Source organism: Arthrobacter sp. DualSoilB13, assembly GCF_055389195.1.
Genome location: NZ_AP035865.1, coordinates 3985286 through 3998675, shown reverse-complemented (window position 1 = coordinate 3998675; position 13390 = coordinate 3985286). Strand labels below are relative to the sequence as shown.

At 62.6% G+C, this 13390-nt stretch carries 13 protein-coding genes; 8 read left to right on the top strand and 5 right to left on the bottom strand.

The features are described 5' to 3' along the window. The first annotated feature begins 109 nt into the window (after window positions 1-109). A complete protein-coding gene (locus tag ACZ5J0_RS18430; RefSeq protein WP_464093759.1) occupies window positions 110-1537 on the top strand; it encodes an APC family permease in 1428 nt (475 codons plus the stop codon). Here the strand turns inward: ACZ5J0_RS18430 and ACZ5J0_RS18425 are convergent. The 3 genes from ACZ5J0_RS18425 to ACZ5J0_RS18415 form a co-directional block, all read right to left on the bottom strand. Then, complete coding sequence (locus tag ACZ5J0_RS18425; protein ID WP_142937623.1) at window positions 1518-1829, bottom strand: hypothetical protein; 312 nt, start codon at window positions 1827-1829, stop codon at window positions 1518-1520. The two genes, ACZ5J0_RS18430 and ACZ5J0_RS18425, sit on opposite strands and share 20 nt — an antisense overlap. Before the next feature lie 172 nt (window positions 1830-2001). Next, window positions 2002-2430: a universal stress protein gene (locus ACZ5J0_RS18420; protein WP_464093758.1), complete on the bottom strand. Its 429-nt coding sequence runs from the start codon at window positions 2428-2430 to the stop codon at window positions 2002-2004. After that, the gene (locus ACZ5J0_RS18415; RefSeq protein WP_464093757.1) at window positions 2427-3734 is read right to left on the bottom strand and encodes an aminotransferase-like domain-containing protein; all 1308 of its coding nucleotides are present in this window, start codon (window positions 3732-3734) and stop codon (window positions 2427-2429) included. Before ACZ5J0_RS18415 ends, ACZ5J0_RS18420 begins: the two co-directional genes overlap by 4 nt. A 110-nt stretch (window positions 3735-3844) precedes the next feature. On the opposite strand from ACZ5J0_RS18415, the gene ACZ5J0_RS18410 reads away from it, so the two are divergent. The 3 genes from ACZ5J0_RS18410 (at window position 3845) to ACZ5J0_RS18400 (ending at window position 6449) form a co-directional block, all read left to right on the top strand. After that, entirely contained in the window at window positions 3845-4693 is an 849-nt protein-coding gene (locus tag ACZ5J0_RS18410) for an isocitrate lyase/PEP mutase family protein (RefSeq protein ID WP_464093756.1), read from the top strand. A gap of 102 nt (window positions 4694-4795) precedes the next feature. Then, window positions 4796-5929, top strand: coding sequence for a hypothetical protein (locus tag ACZ5J0_RS18405; RefSeq protein ID WP_464093755.1), 1134 nt, complete (start codon window positions 4796-4798; stop codon window positions 5927-5929). Next, the gene (locus tag ACZ5J0_RS18400; RefSeq protein ID WP_142937560.1) at window positions 5910-6449 is read left to right on the top strand and encodes a hypothetical protein; all 540 of its coding nucleotides are present in this window, start codon (window positions 5910-5912) and stop codon (window positions 6447-6449) included. The genes ACZ5J0_RS18405 and ACZ5J0_RS18400 overlap by 20 nt, the downstream gene beginning before the upstream one ends. 130 nt (window positions 6450-6579) lie before the next feature. Here the strand turns inward: ACZ5J0_RS18400 and ACZ5J0_RS18395 are convergent, their stop codons facing one another. After that, on the bottom strand, window positions 6580-7422 hold the full coding sequence (locus ACZ5J0_RS18395) for a GerMN domain-containing protein (protein ID WP_464097208.1): 843 nt from the start codon (window positions 7420-7422) through the stop codon (window positions 6580-6582). A 154-nt stretch (window positions 7423-7576) separates the two neighbouring features. Next, complete coding sequence (locus ACZ5J0_RS18390; RefSeq protein WP_142937561.1) at window positions 7577-8146, bottom strand: NAD(P)H-dependent oxidoreductase; 570 nt, start codon at window positions 8144-8146, stop codon at window positions 7577-7579. Between the two features lie 123 nt (window positions 8147-8269). On the opposite strand from ACZ5J0_RS18390, the gene ACZ5J0_RS18385 reads away from it, so the two are divergent. The 4 genes from ACZ5J0_RS18385 to ACZ5J0_RS18370 all read left to right on the top strand — a co-directional run bounded on the left by ACZ5J0_RS18385 (window position 8270) and on the right by ACZ5J0_RS18370 (window position 13316). Then, window positions 8270-8875: a TetR/AcrR family transcriptional regulator gene (locus tag ACZ5J0_RS18385; protein ID WP_464093753.1), complete on the top strand. Its 606-nt coding sequence runs from the start codon at window positions 8270-8272 to the stop codon at window positions 8873-8875. A gap of 330 nt (window positions 8876-9205) precedes the next feature. Then, a complete protein-coding gene (locus ACZ5J0_RS18380) occupies window positions 9206-10189 on the top strand; it encodes an ABC transporter permease (RefSeq protein WP_142937562.1) in 984 nt (327 codons plus the stop codon). Then, the gene (locus ACZ5J0_RS18375) at window positions 10189-11160 is read left to right on the top strand and encodes an ABC transporter permease (protein WP_464093752.1); all 972 of its coding nucleotides are present in this window, start codon (window positions 10189-10191) and stop codon (window positions 11158-11160) included. The genes ACZ5J0_RS18380 and ACZ5J0_RS18375 overlap by 1 nt, the downstream gene beginning before the upstream one ends. Beyond that, window positions 11157-13316: a dipeptide ABC transporter ATP-binding protein gene (locus ACZ5J0_RS18370; protein WP_464093751.1), complete on the top strand. Its 2160-nt coding sequence runs from the start codon at window positions 11157-11159 to the stop codon at window positions 13314-13316. Before ACZ5J0_RS18375 ends, ACZ5J0_RS18370 begins: the two co-directional genes overlap by 4 nt. Window positions 13317-13390 lie beyond the last annotated feature (74 nt).

The following is a 13390-nucleotide window of genomic DNA, read 5'->3' as shown; positions in this document are numbered from 1 at the left end:
ACCAAGTCGCTGGCTTCTCTGGGATACCAAAGCTGTACATGGGCTCATGAGCGATCTACTCTAATGAACAACATTCATTTATGTGACCTGGATCGCATCAAGGAGAACCATGACCATCACTGGAAAAAACGCAACGGATGGACCGCAGTCGGCCCCTACGCTCAAGCGTGTTCTGGGCCTACCGTCGCTCATCGCTTTTGGGTTGACATCAATGGGCATCCTGTCCGTGGTGGCGGTCTATGGGGCTGGGACGGAGATCAGTGACGGGCATTTACCGGCCGCATACATCGCTGCACTGGTGGCGATGCTGTTCACCGCGCATAGCTATGGCCAGATGGCCAGGCGCGTCCCCGTTACTGGTGGTGCGTACGCCTACGCCTCGCGGGCTTTCGGCAGCCCGGTCGGATTCCTGGTGGGTTGGGCCATGATGCTGGACTATTTGTTCCTGCCGATGGTGAACTTCCTGCTGTTCGGCTTGTATCTCAATAGCCTGGTGCCCGTCATACCGCCGCAGCTCGCTGTCCTGATTTGCCTGATGGTGGTGGGGCTCTTCAGCGTGATCGGTGTTGCTTGGATCAAGAAGATGAACATCGTGGTGGTGGCGGCCTCGGTCCTTGTGATTCTGGTGTTCCTCGTCCTGGCAGTGGTCAATGCCCCGGATGTGTCCTTCCACAGTCTTACCCGGCCGCTGACTCCGGGGGAAGGTGGGGTCGCACCGGTGATGGCGGCTGCTGCCATTGTGGCCTTTGCCTTCCTGGGATTCGATGGCGTTTCCACGCTCTCCGAAGAGTCTCGGAATCCCCAACGCGATGTGCCGCGGGGCATCGTCCTGTCCACGCTTTGTGCCGGCTTGGGCTACACCGTGTTTTCCGTGGCCGGTAGTCTGATCGCTCCCGAGTGGAGATCCATCATGAACCTCGACGCCGCGGGGACCGAACTCATGCAGCGCGCAGGAGGGGATGTGCTCATGGTGGTTTTCGTGATCGTGAACCTTTGCGGTTTGGTTCTGTGCGGGACTGCTGCCCAGATGAGCGTTAGCCGGGTTATCTATGCCATGGGAAGGGACAGGATTCTGCCCGTGGCCTTGGCGAGGCTGCACCCGCGCTTCCGGACGCCCTACTTCGCAGCGGTGCTTGTCACTGCGGTGTCTTTGATTGCCCTTGTCATCACGCTGGAACAGGCGGTGTACATGATCAACTTCGGGGCTCTGGTCGCCTTCGCCGTGGTGAACCTGGCAACCATCAAGGTGGTCTTTTTCGACCTGCGGAAGCGGGGAGCAGCGGGGATTGTGCGCAATCTGGTCATGCCGGTGCTGGGTTTTGCCTTCATCGCCTGGCTATGGACTTCGCTGGCCTGGTTCACGTACCTGCTGGGCGCCGCGTGGCTTGCAGTCGGAGCCGTTATTTTCCTGCTGCGCAGGCGGAAGTCCGGAGGGCAGGTAGCTCTCACGTTCGACGACGGCATGGTCGCCGCGGCTGCGGTCCCGGCGGGACCTAAGCCCGGGGAACGCGAGGGCGCTAGAACGCCGGGTAACTGACCAGCAGCGCCTGAAGTTCCGTCGTCGACATGTGGTTTGCCATTTCAACACTGATGCCCATGGCGACAGCGGCCACGGTCACCATGGCGACGCACGCCAGGGACAGGAAGCGCCAATCTTTGCGGAAGACGCTGCCGAATGTTTCGGGCATCTCAAGGCTGGGGGAGATCATGTTGGGGGCGCTGTCCCAGGAGCCGTCGTCGAGCATGGCGATGATGCGATCGTTGCCCCGGTCGTAGCGCATGGTGCTGATGTGGTTGCCGTGGCGGGCAAGCAGGATGTCGTGTCCCACGCGCTGGCGCGGCTGCAAAGTAAGCAAAAGATGATCCCCTGAAGTCAGTAAGTGGAGGTGGCACGCGCCATTGGGGGCATCTCGATTTTATAACGATGACGTTGTGGATCCTGCTTAAAGGGCGCCAAAGGCCGGGTGAGACTCCCCACCCGGCCGCGTGATTCAGCTCGCTTTACGGCTGGTCGGTTTTGGCGATGTAGACATCGCAGGGTGCTGTGTGTGCCACGGTGTTGGCTACGCTTCCAAGCACGCGGCCCAAGCCCTGCATGCGACGATTACCCACCACAATCAGGCGGGCCTCATGCACTTCAGCTTCCTTGACCAAAGCTTCCCCGGGCTTGCCGCGGGCTGCAGAGTAGGTGATCTCAAGGCGGTCGTCAGCCAGACGCTCGGCTACTGCGCGGGCCACAGCTTCGGCCTCGGCGGCATCGGAGACGATCCACTTGTCCGTGCCGATCTCAACAACCTCTGTCCGGTTGCTGTCGAAGGCACTCACCACGCGAAGGCTGGCTCCGAGGCCGATCGCCAACTGCTGGGCGGCCTGCGCTGCCCTCATTGCGGTCTCGCTGCCGTCTACTCCTACAATCACAACTCCGGTCATTGCGGTGCTCCTTCATTGGTAGCTTCAATGGCTTCCGCCAGGACGGGGGCCAATCGGCGGACGCCTTCGGCTATCGTATCCGGCGGCACGGCGCTGAATGCGAGGCGGAGTTTGTTGGACGGCCCGTCGGCTGGTGAGAAGGCTGCGCCGGGGATGAAGACTACGCCGGCGTCGATCGCCTTTCCGAGCAGGGGATAGGTGTCTACGCCTTCAGGCAGGGTGACCCAGACGAAAAAGCCGCCATCCGGGCGGGTCCAGGTGAGTCCGGCCGGCATGTACTCCTGGAGCGCGGACAGGAGTGCCTTGCAGCGCTCTGCATAGAGGGCCCGGTAGGTGTCGATCTGACCTTGCCAGTCGTACTCGCGGAGATATGCCGAGACGAGCATCTGGTTCAGTGGCGGCGGGCAGAGCGTCACTGCCTCGGAGGCCAGGTAGAAGCGCCGCTGCAAGTGTGCGGGAACAAGCGCCCAGCCAATGCGGAGTCCAGGAGCGAAGATCTTGGAGAACGAGCCGAGGTAGATGATGTCGTCCGGGTTGGCGGCCCGCATGGGGGCGATCGCGTGGCCGTCGAACCGCAGCAGTCCATAGGGGTTGTCCTCGAGGACAATAATATTCGCAGTGCGGCATATATCGACGATCCGCTGCCTGCGCTCCTCGGCCAGGGTAATGCCGGAGGGGTTGTTGAAATTGGGGATCGTGTAGAGGAACTTGATGTTCTTGCCCTCTGACTGGAGTGCCGCGATCCTGGCCTCAAGCAGTTCCGGTACCAGGCCGTCGTCGTCCATTTCGATCGGTTCCACCTGAACCTGGTACGCCTCGAACGTGTTCAGGGCGCCTACATATGTGGGGTTCTCCACCAACACAACATCGCCGGGGTTGCAGAAGACCTTGGTGGCAACGTCCTGAGCCGACTGGGATCCCGCGGTGATAACGATGTTGTCGGGGTGGGCGTCGGTGATTCCTTCAGCGGCCATGATGGTGCAGATCTGCTGGCGGAGTTCTTCGGTGCCTTGGCCGCCGCCGTACTGCAGGGCGGTCATTCCCTCCTCCGCGATAATGCGGGCGGCGGTCTGGCCGAGCTTTTCCAGCGGCAGCGACTGCAAGTAGGGGTTGCCGCCAGCAAGGGAGACAAGGCCTGGTTGCATGGAAATGTCGAAGACGTCCCGGACAGCGGACTGTTTGATGTTGGCGGCCCGCGCGGAGAACAGTTCCTCGTGCGGGTGAGAGGCCGTGGCGGCCCGCTCAATGGCGTCGATGGCTTCAGCGGGCAGCGTTGCGCCGGCATCCAATGTTTCGTGGGTCACAGTCTCAGGATACTCCCCGATGTTGCTAATGAGGCAACATATGTTTTCGTAAGCTTTTACTTTCTCAGGTCACGCTTTACGCGGGGATCGGGAAAGGCTGGAATGTAGCTATGACAGCGCACCGGGGATCCGTGACCAAAGCCGAACACTTCCATAAGCTCCACGACGCCGGGCCCGCCCCCTTGGTGTTGGTGAACGTCTGGGATGCCGCGTCCGCCAGGGTTGTGGAGGAGGCAGGTGCGACGGCGATTGCCACCTCGAGTTCAGCCGTTTCCTGGAGCCTGGGGTTCCGCGACGGGGACCACGTGCCGTGGGGTTTGGCCATGGCAGCACTGGGGCGCATCGCGGGGTCAACCCGATTGCCGGTTTCGGCCGACATCGAGACGGGCTACGGGCGAACCGATGACGAACTCCGGGCGACCGTCCACGCCGTCCTGGACGCGGGTGCAGTGGGAATCAACATCGAGGATTCAGCAACCGAGCCGCTCACTGACATCGACGAGCAATCGCGCCGGATCGCGTTGATCCGCCTGGTCGCTGACGAGCGCGGCATTCCGTTGTTCATCAATGCCCGCACGGACACGTACCTGTCAGGCGAGTTCCCGGACACCGCCTACGAGGAGACCCTGCGGCGTGCCGAGGCCTACCTCACGGCGGGTGCGGACGGAATCTTCGTTCCCGGCGTGGTGGATCTGCATGTCCTCCACGAGCTGTCCAACCGGATTCCCGCCCCGCTCAACGCACTTGCGGGAGTCGGTGCGCCGTCGCCTCTGGAACTGCACGACGCCGGCGTTCGGCGCGTCAGCATCGGTGGCAACACCGCCAAAGCGGCGTACGCCCAGGTAGCCCGCGTTGCGAAGGAGATCCTCGGCGATGGCAACTGGGCCGGGCTCTCAGGCACGCGCAGCCATGATGAGATGGATTCGCTCTTCGCCCCGGGGCCCAAATACAGCCTGTGACCTTTCGCTGCACCGGGAACCGTATGAGGCACGACGGCGGCACGCGGCTTTAATGTCAGACCTCGCCACTAGCGTGGGTCACGGAAGACGAGGGGAGAATCCATGGCACGGCGCAGTGTGCAGTTCTGGCGGATCGAACAGCTGAACGGTGACGAGCTCAGCCGTCCGTTTCCGGCCCGCCGTGTGGCCGAGGTATTGAAGAAGGCCCAGGATACGGGGACGGACAGGCACTTCACGAGCATCGACGGCACGGTGTTGCTCGCACAGGCCGCCGCATCATCACCGTTTCCCGTGCTGCTGCTGGACCGGGTAAGGGACACCAACCTGCCGAGTGTCGGCGATGCTCTTGGCCGCCGCAAGCCCCTGCCTTTGGCTCCCGGTGACCACCTGCTGGAGACCACGTACTTTGCCTTCCTGAAGCGCAATGTCATCGCGGTGCTGACCAGCGGTAACGGACCACGTGCGTCCAGGCTGGGCGAGTACCTCGAAGGAATGCTGGGACTTGAGCCCAGCCTGGTGCCGGTAGTCCGCGAGGACATCGAGGAAATCCTGACCCGGCTGGAGGTGAGCCGTTTCGAGTTCGCGCTTCCTGCTGAACGTTTGTCCGGAAAGCTCATGGAGGGCGAATGGGCGGACGTCCTGGACAGCGCTTCCCGTCTCATGAATCAGGGCACGTTCCGGATTTCCTTGAGCGTTGGCAGGTCCGGCAAGGCCGAGGACAAGCAGCGGATTCGGGAGCGGATCCAACAACTGATCCACCTTTTTCGCAGGGCCGGATCCGTGGAGCATTTCGACTACGTGGTGGCTGAGGGCAAGGACTCCCTGACTGGGGACCGTGAAGTGGTGGACCTTCTCAAGGAGCGGTTCATCTCGCACATCGAAGTGGACCCGGACGTCTTCAACGATCCTCAAAAATCCACCGCAGAAGCAATCGTTATCCTCAACAAACAAGCCAGGGACAACGAGGCGTTTTTCGCCAGGACTTTGCCGGACATCAAGGGCTCAGCTGATTCGGGTATGGTGCCGGACATCGTTGCGGGTGGAATGGCCACTGTCCGGGCGGCACTGGCGGCCGCGGAGAGCGCTGAAAGGGCCGGGCAAGTAGCTGGAAAGGCCGGGCAAGTAGCTGAAAGGGCCCGTCAAGTAGCTGGAAAGGCAGGCAAGGCGGCCGGAGAGGCGGATCAGTCAGCAGGGGAGAGCCAAGGTGGTGGCGACCATGAGCTTGTACGAGGTTGACGTCCAGCGGAACGGGCGCCGCAGGACTCTGTGGCGTTGGTTTCTCCTGCATCCCGGTGCTGACTTCGCTTGGGCTGCGCTTGCCGTGATCATCTGGCTGGCAATATCGCTGCTTGCGCGTCAACCGCTGATGCTGGAGAGCGTGGACCCTGGGGCCCGGCGAACACTGTTCCAGACACTCGCCACCCTGGCCGGGGCCACGGCGGGGCTGACTCTCACCAGCGTGTCCATGTTGATCAACGTGTTGGGAAAGAAAGCTGCACCAGGTCAGCGGGAACTTCCCTTGGAGAAGCTGTCCGCCACACACCGGCGCCAGATCGGCGAGGTGTTCCTTTTTGCCATCCCTGGTTTGGGCTTGCTGGTGGTTGCCGCCCTGGTCACGGTGGTTCTGGAGGGAGACTCCGTTACGGGACTGTGGATCCCGGAGGCTCTGGCTTTCCTGCTGGCGTTCGCTTCCGTCCTGGCGCTTCTTCGCGTGGGGTGGGCGCTACGGAGGGTGTTGGCAATCGCCACGGCGTGAAGCTCCAAGCCCCGCCAGCCCGCTATCACGTTGCGAGCCCGCTATCACGTTGCGAGCCCGCTATCACGTTGCCGGGCGACAACGGAACAGCGGCTTCACAACGGGTTGCGGGGCCACCGGCAGCCCGTCATCACCGCACGCTCAGCGCCTCTGTCAGTGTTCGGCCGTTCACGTAGATCTCGGCACGTGAAGCGCCGCTGGCCTGCACTATGGTCTGCGTCAGTTGCGCCTGGATGCGCGGGATGTCGCACACACCCCCGGGCCGCAGTGATCCGCTGAGGTTCACCACCACCGTGGCCCCGTTCATGTAGCCGGAGAGATAGCGCAGCGACGAATTGGCCAGTGCGTCGTAGAGGGCTGCATCGCTATCCACTGGCATTCCGGCTTCCAGGAGCCGGCCGAGGGCAACGGACAGCGGATCGCCGGGTACGGCAACGCCCCTGACGGGTACCAGGCTGTCGTTGCAGCCGAACCGCACGCCCCGGGCGCCGCCGTCGTCAATTGCCACGTAGTAGACCGCCGGCCCGGTGGTGTCAGCATCCACGGGGATGACGGTGGGCGTAGCTGTTGGTTCAGGCGCGCTGGTGCCTGGCTGGGGTGAGGGCTCGACGACGGCGGTCGGCTGGGTCGGTGGGGCCTCGGAAGGAGTGATCGAGGGCGCGGGAGTGGGTGTTGCCGGCGAGGGTGGAGCGGCAGGGACGGCAAGGGAGGGAGTCCCGGACTGTGCAGGGGGAGGAGCAGGTGGGGCAGGAACTGACGCAGCGGGCGCGGATGCCGTGGGCGCGGTGCTGGGTGATGGGGAGCGTGGGGTGACCGAAACCGTCGGTAAGGGGGTGGGACCGGCAGCTGGGGTAGGTGCGGTAGTGCAGCCAGCCACCCACAGACCGAAGATGAGGCAGGCAGCGGTGATCGCCGTCGTGCTTTTTGTTCCCCGTCCGGCATGCATGACAGCCCCGCGCTCCTGTCCATCCACCTGTACTTCCAACGGTAGGACGGGATGGCCGAACACAACATGCCGTTCCGGTGACGGTTCGGACAAGAGTTGATCACGTCCGCCGAGGCAGGCCGCTGGAACGCGAATGCCCCCGCTCCGCGGCTAGCGGAACGGGGGCATCAAAAGCGGGGGATCAGGCTGCTGCTTCTTCTTCTTCCTGAACGGCGGTCAGGGGCTCGAAGATGGCCTTGATCTGCTCTACAACCTCGGCGTCGTCCTTCGGGTGCAGTTCAGCGAAACGGATCATGGAACCCGGTACTGCAAGCTTGACGTCCTCAAGTACCTTGGCGCCGGCGATCCCGGCGGCCTTGCGGGCCTCATCCTGCGCCCACACGCCACCGAACTGGCCAAAAGCGGTTCCGACGACGGCGGTCGGCTTGCCGGAGAGGGCGCCGGCACCGAACGGGCGGGACAGCCAGTCAATGGCGTTCTTCAGGGAGGCGGGCATAGTGCCGTTGTGCTCGGGGGTGACCAGCAGGATGGTGTCGGCGTCGGCTGCTGCAGCGCGGAGGGCGGCGGCTTCGGCGGGGACCTGGCCTTCGACGTCGATGTCTTCGTTGTAGAAGGGGATGGTGCCCAGCGAGCCGTGAATTTGCACGTCAACGTTCTCGGGTGCGTTCAGCTGGATGGCTTCGGCGAGCTTCTTGTTGTGGGAATCGGCGCGCAGGCTGCCGACGAGGGTAAGAACTGTGCTCTTGGACATGGTGTCTCCTTGTGTCTGGCCGGTGCCTTGCGGGTCCGACCTGCATTGTGTGGGCTTTGTGGCCTTCATCGATACTAAACGGACCATGGTCCGCTTTCTATTCCCGGGGTCTAGAATATTTCTGTGAGCTCGATCCCCATGAGGCCGGACGTGCCCCTAGGTGCGCCCCACGAGCGCAGCGACGCAGCGAGAAATCGCGAGCGCCTCCTCAACGCTGCCCGGGATCTGGTGGCCGAGTTTGGTGCCGAAGCGCTGACCATGGATGCGCTCGCTTGCAAGGCTAAGGTGGGCAAGGGGACTGTGTTCCGCCGGTTTGGCAGCCGCGCCGGGCTGATGATGACGCTGCTGAGTGACTCGGAGTCTGAATTCCAGGCTGGTTTCATGTTCGGCCCACCCCCTCTGGGTCCCGGGGCGTCACCGAAGGATCGTTTGGTGGCGTTCGGCGAGGGACGGATCTATTTCGTCTTGGAAAACGGCGAACTCCTGAAGGCCGCCGGGGCTACAACCCGCAACAGGTTCGATGTTCCCGCGACCAAACTTTCGCATCGACATATGGAGGTCCTGCTGCGGGAGGCGGGAATCGCGGATCCTTGGGTGATGGCGATGTCCCTGACGTACGCTCTGGACCCTGAGCGAATCGTGGACGACGTCCGCGTCCGGGGCATTTCACCCACCCGGCTTGCGGATTCCTGGCGTGAGCTGATCACGCGGCTCCTGCGCGCGGCCTAAACAGCCAAGGGCCGGCGAATATGCCCATGGGGCACTCCTACCCGCTCCTCGGTGAGCCCATAAGTACCCCTGGGGTCCTAAACATGACGCAACCTGCACATAACAATCTGGCTGCAGCCGCGAAACTGGACACCGTGAAGCAAAACGTGAAGCAGTTATTGTGGTAGTTTCCTCTTGAATGTGACGCATGCCATACAGGGCTGGTGATCACTGAAGGGGCGTGGGGACCCAACCACCCGCTGCGCAACTTCGCAGCTGACGCCGGCCACAGCCGGGAACCGCGGAAGGACGAGCTTTGAGTTTTGCCACGATTCGGGGCAGCCACCCGACATGCTGAAATATCTGATGAAGCGGTCGGGAATCTACCTGATCATGATCTTCCTGACCACGAGTGCGGGGTATTTCCTGGCGGTCTCGTCGCTGAAGCCCGCAGTTCTGGAGCAGGAGAAAATCCCGCGGCCAACTCCCGAACAGGTAGCGGCGTCCTTCAGGGGACTCGGTCTTGATCCGGAGTTGAACCCGTGGGAACGGTACATTCAATGGCTCTGGGGCATTGTCACCCGCTGGGACTGGGGCCGCAGCCCCAACGGCGCGTTCGTCAACGCCGAGTTCGCCGACCGCGTGTTGGTCTCCACCCGGCTGTTCATCGCCTCGATCATCCTGACCTTGGTGATCGGCGTCGCCCTCGGTGTCTATTCCGCCGCACGCCAGTACAAGTTCCAGGATCGCGTCATCACGTCCTACAGCTACCTTGTCCACATCCTCCCCGCGCCCATCGCCTACTTCCTGGTGCAGCTCGGGGCCATCGGCATCAACGAGGCCGTCGGGGAGCGCATCTTCTTCGTGACAGGAATTTCGACGCCGGGAATCGACCCCGGTTGGCCCGCTTTCGTTGACATGGTGGCCCACTATGCCGTGCCCACCTTCGCGATGACCGTCTTTGGTTGGGCTGGCTACCAGATCGCCCAGCGGCAGTACCTGTTGGACAACGTCAATGCCGACTTTGTCCGCACCGCCCGGGCCAAAGGACTCACCCGCAACCAGGCCATCAGGAAGCACGCGCTGCGCGTGTCCTTCATCCCGGTTGCCCAGAGCATCGCGTTCACCATCCCCGCAATCTTCACCGGCGGCTTCTTCGCCGAGGCCATCTTCGCCTGGCCAGGAATCGGCCTCTGGAGCATCCAGGCCATCAGCCTGCAGGACGTCAACGTGGCCACGGCCACCTTGGCCTACGGGTCAGTGATCTTCGCGATCGGCGCCATCCTTGCTGACTTCGCCACCACACTGGTCGATCCACGAGTGAGGGTCCAGTAATGACAAACATCATTGATCCCGTTGCGGAAATCGACGAATCCCGGGTTGGCGACCAGGACGTCGTCATTGGCAAGTCCCGAATCATCTTCCGCCGCTTCATGCGGAACCGGACCGCCGTCGCCGGCTTGTTCATTTTCCTCGCGTTGTTCCTTTTCTCGATCTTTGGCGGGTTCCTCACCTCATGGGACAAGGACACCATTGATCCGTTGAACATTGGCATGCCGCCGTCGCCGGACCACTTGCTCGGCACCACGCAGGCCGGTATAGACCTCATGGCGCTCATTGTCGATGGCACCCGGACGTCCATTCTCATCGGTCTGATCGTGGGCGGCTTATCTGTCCTGATCTCCGCCGTGTACGGCTGCACCATGGCGTTCTTCGGCGGCAAGGTGGACGCCACCATGCTGTTCATCCTCGAAGCGCTCATCATGATGCCCGCCATTCTGGTGGTGGCAGTGGCAACCAGCGGCAGCGGTGGGCTGAAGGACCTGCCCAGCTGGCTCCTGCTGGTGGTCGTGCTCCTGTTTTTCAGCTGGATGGGAACCGCCCGCCTGGTGCGCTCGCTGTCCATGTCCCTCATGCAGCGCGATTACGTCAAAGCCGCCAAATACATGGGTGTCCCCTCCCGACGCATCGTGTGGCGCCACCTTGTCCCCAACATCGGCTCGCTGCTGGTCCTCGACTTCACCCGTGGCATCACCGGCGCCATCCTGGCCGAAGTCGCGTTCTCCTTCATCGGGATCGGCATCAAACTCCCTGATGTCAGCCTCGGTGTCCTGATCGGGCAAGCCACGGGGCAGGTGTCCTCCTTCCCGTGGATGTTCTGGGTTCCGCTGACCGTCATGTTCCTGCTGACAGGCTCGCTGGCCATGATGAACGACGGACTCCGTGACGCCTTCGATCCCAGCTCCAGTTCAATTGGCCGGGCGAAGCAGGCCAAGCCCCAGACTGCGAAGAAGACCACCAAATGAGCACCAACATCACTCCCGCCGAACGCCTCCGCGACGCCGGACTCTACGCCCCCGGTGACGCCGTCCTCAGCGTCCGCGACCTGAACGTCCGGTTCAACTCTGAGAATGGCGTAGTCCACGCAGTCCGCGGCGTGGATTTCGACCTCATGCCCGGCAAGACCCTGGGCATTGTGGGCGAGTCCGGTTCCGGCAAGTCAGTCACGTCCATGGCCATCATGGGGCTGCTCCCTGAAACCGCTGACATCACCGGCTCCGTCCGCTACAAGGGCAAGGAACTCCTGGGCCTCAGCGACAAAGCCATGTGCAAGCACCGTGGCAGCGACATCGCCATGGTCTTCCAGGACCCGCTGTCCTCGCTCACTCCCGTTTACACGGTGGGTAACCAGATCATCGAGGCACTGACGGTCCACAACCCCACCATGAGCAAGCAGGCCAAAGAAGCCCGCGCCGTCGACCTTTTGCGGATGGTGGGCATCCCAAGCCCCAAGGACCGGCTCAAAGCATTCCCGCACGAATTTTCCGGCGGCATGCGCCAGCGCGTCATGATCGCCATCGCCATCGCCAACGATCCTCGCGTACTTATAGCGGATGAACCCACGACGGCGTTGGACGTCACCATCCAGGCGCAGGTGCTGGAAGTCCTGCACACCGCGCAGGAGGAAACCGGCGCCGCCGTCGTCATGATCACGCACGACCTCGGCGTCGTAGCCGGCATGGCCGACGACATCATGGTCATGTATGCCGGCAAGCCCGTGGAAACCGGAACTGTGGAGGACATCTACTACAACCCCCGGATGCCGTACACGCTCGGCTTGCTGGGTGCCGTCCCGCGCGTGGACACCGCCACCAAGCAGTCGCTGGTTCCTATCGAAGGAACGCCGCCCAACCTCGCATTGCCAGTGACCGGGTGCTCATTCGCCGCCCGCTGCCCCTTGGTCAGCGACGCCTGCCTGCACGGTGAGCCGGAGCTGTTCCCGGTGCCGGGCACGGAAGGCCAGACGCTGGGGCACAAGGCTGCGTGCATCAAGTCCAATGAACTCTCCGGCAACGCTGACGCTCACAAGATTTTCCACGCGCCGCCCAAGCCGGTGTCAAAGTTCGACGGCGTCGCCCGCGCCGAGCGCGCAAAGGTCCTGGAACTCAAGGACGTGAAGAAGCACTTCCCGCTGCTCAAGGGTGCCTTGATCAAGCGACGGATCGGCACGGTCAAGGCCGTGGACGGCCTGAGCTTCGACATCCGCGAAGGCGAGTGCGTCTCCATTGTGGGGGAGTCCGGCTGCGGCAAGACCACCACGCTCCTGGAAATCATGGAGTTCCACCCTGACCAGGTGGGCGAAGTGGTGATCGGCGGCGTCAGCAACAAGGCAGCAACCAACCACAAGACCACCATGGCCATGCGCAAAGAAATGCAGATGGTCTTCCAAGACCCCACGGGCGCCCTGGATCCGCGCTTCACGGTGTACGAGGTCCTGGCCGAACCGCTGGAAAACCTGGGCATGCCCAAGGCCGCCATCAAGAAACGCATCATGGAACTCATGAAGCTGGTGGGCCTGCAACCTGACCATGTGAACCGCTTTCCCAACCAGTTCTCCGGAGGCCAGCGCCAGCGCATCGGCATTGCCCGGGCACTGGCGGTCAACCCCAAGCTCGTGGTCCTGGACGAACCGGTTTCTGCCTTGGACGTCTCCGTCCAGGCCGGCGTGATCAACCTGTTGGACAAGCTCCGGGCAGAGCTGGGCCTGAGCTACCTGATGGTGGCGCATGACCTCTCGGTGGTCCGGCACATTTCAGACCGTGTGGCCGTGATGTACCTCGGCAAGATTGTGGAAACCGGAGACGTGGACGACGTCTTCGACAACCCGCGCCACCCCTACACCCGGGCCCTGCTCTCTGCGATCCCGGTGCCGGACCCTTCCCTGGAACGCACCCGCGAACGCATCATCCTGCAGGGTGACCTTCCCAGCCCGCTTGATGCTCCCAAGGGATGCAACTTCGCCACCCGGTGTCCCGTGTTTGCCGCCCTCCCTGCCGCAAAGCAGGAAAAGTGCCTTACTCTGGAGCCGCCACTGGCTTCGGAAAAGGAAGGCACACAGGACTTCGCCTGCTTCTTCCCGGACGGAGAGATAGATGCCGACATGCTGGTGGTGCATGCCTGACGACATATGAAGCATTGAAGAATCCCTGGTCTCAATTCGCACAAGATATTTCAGTCGTAAACATGAAGGGCAAA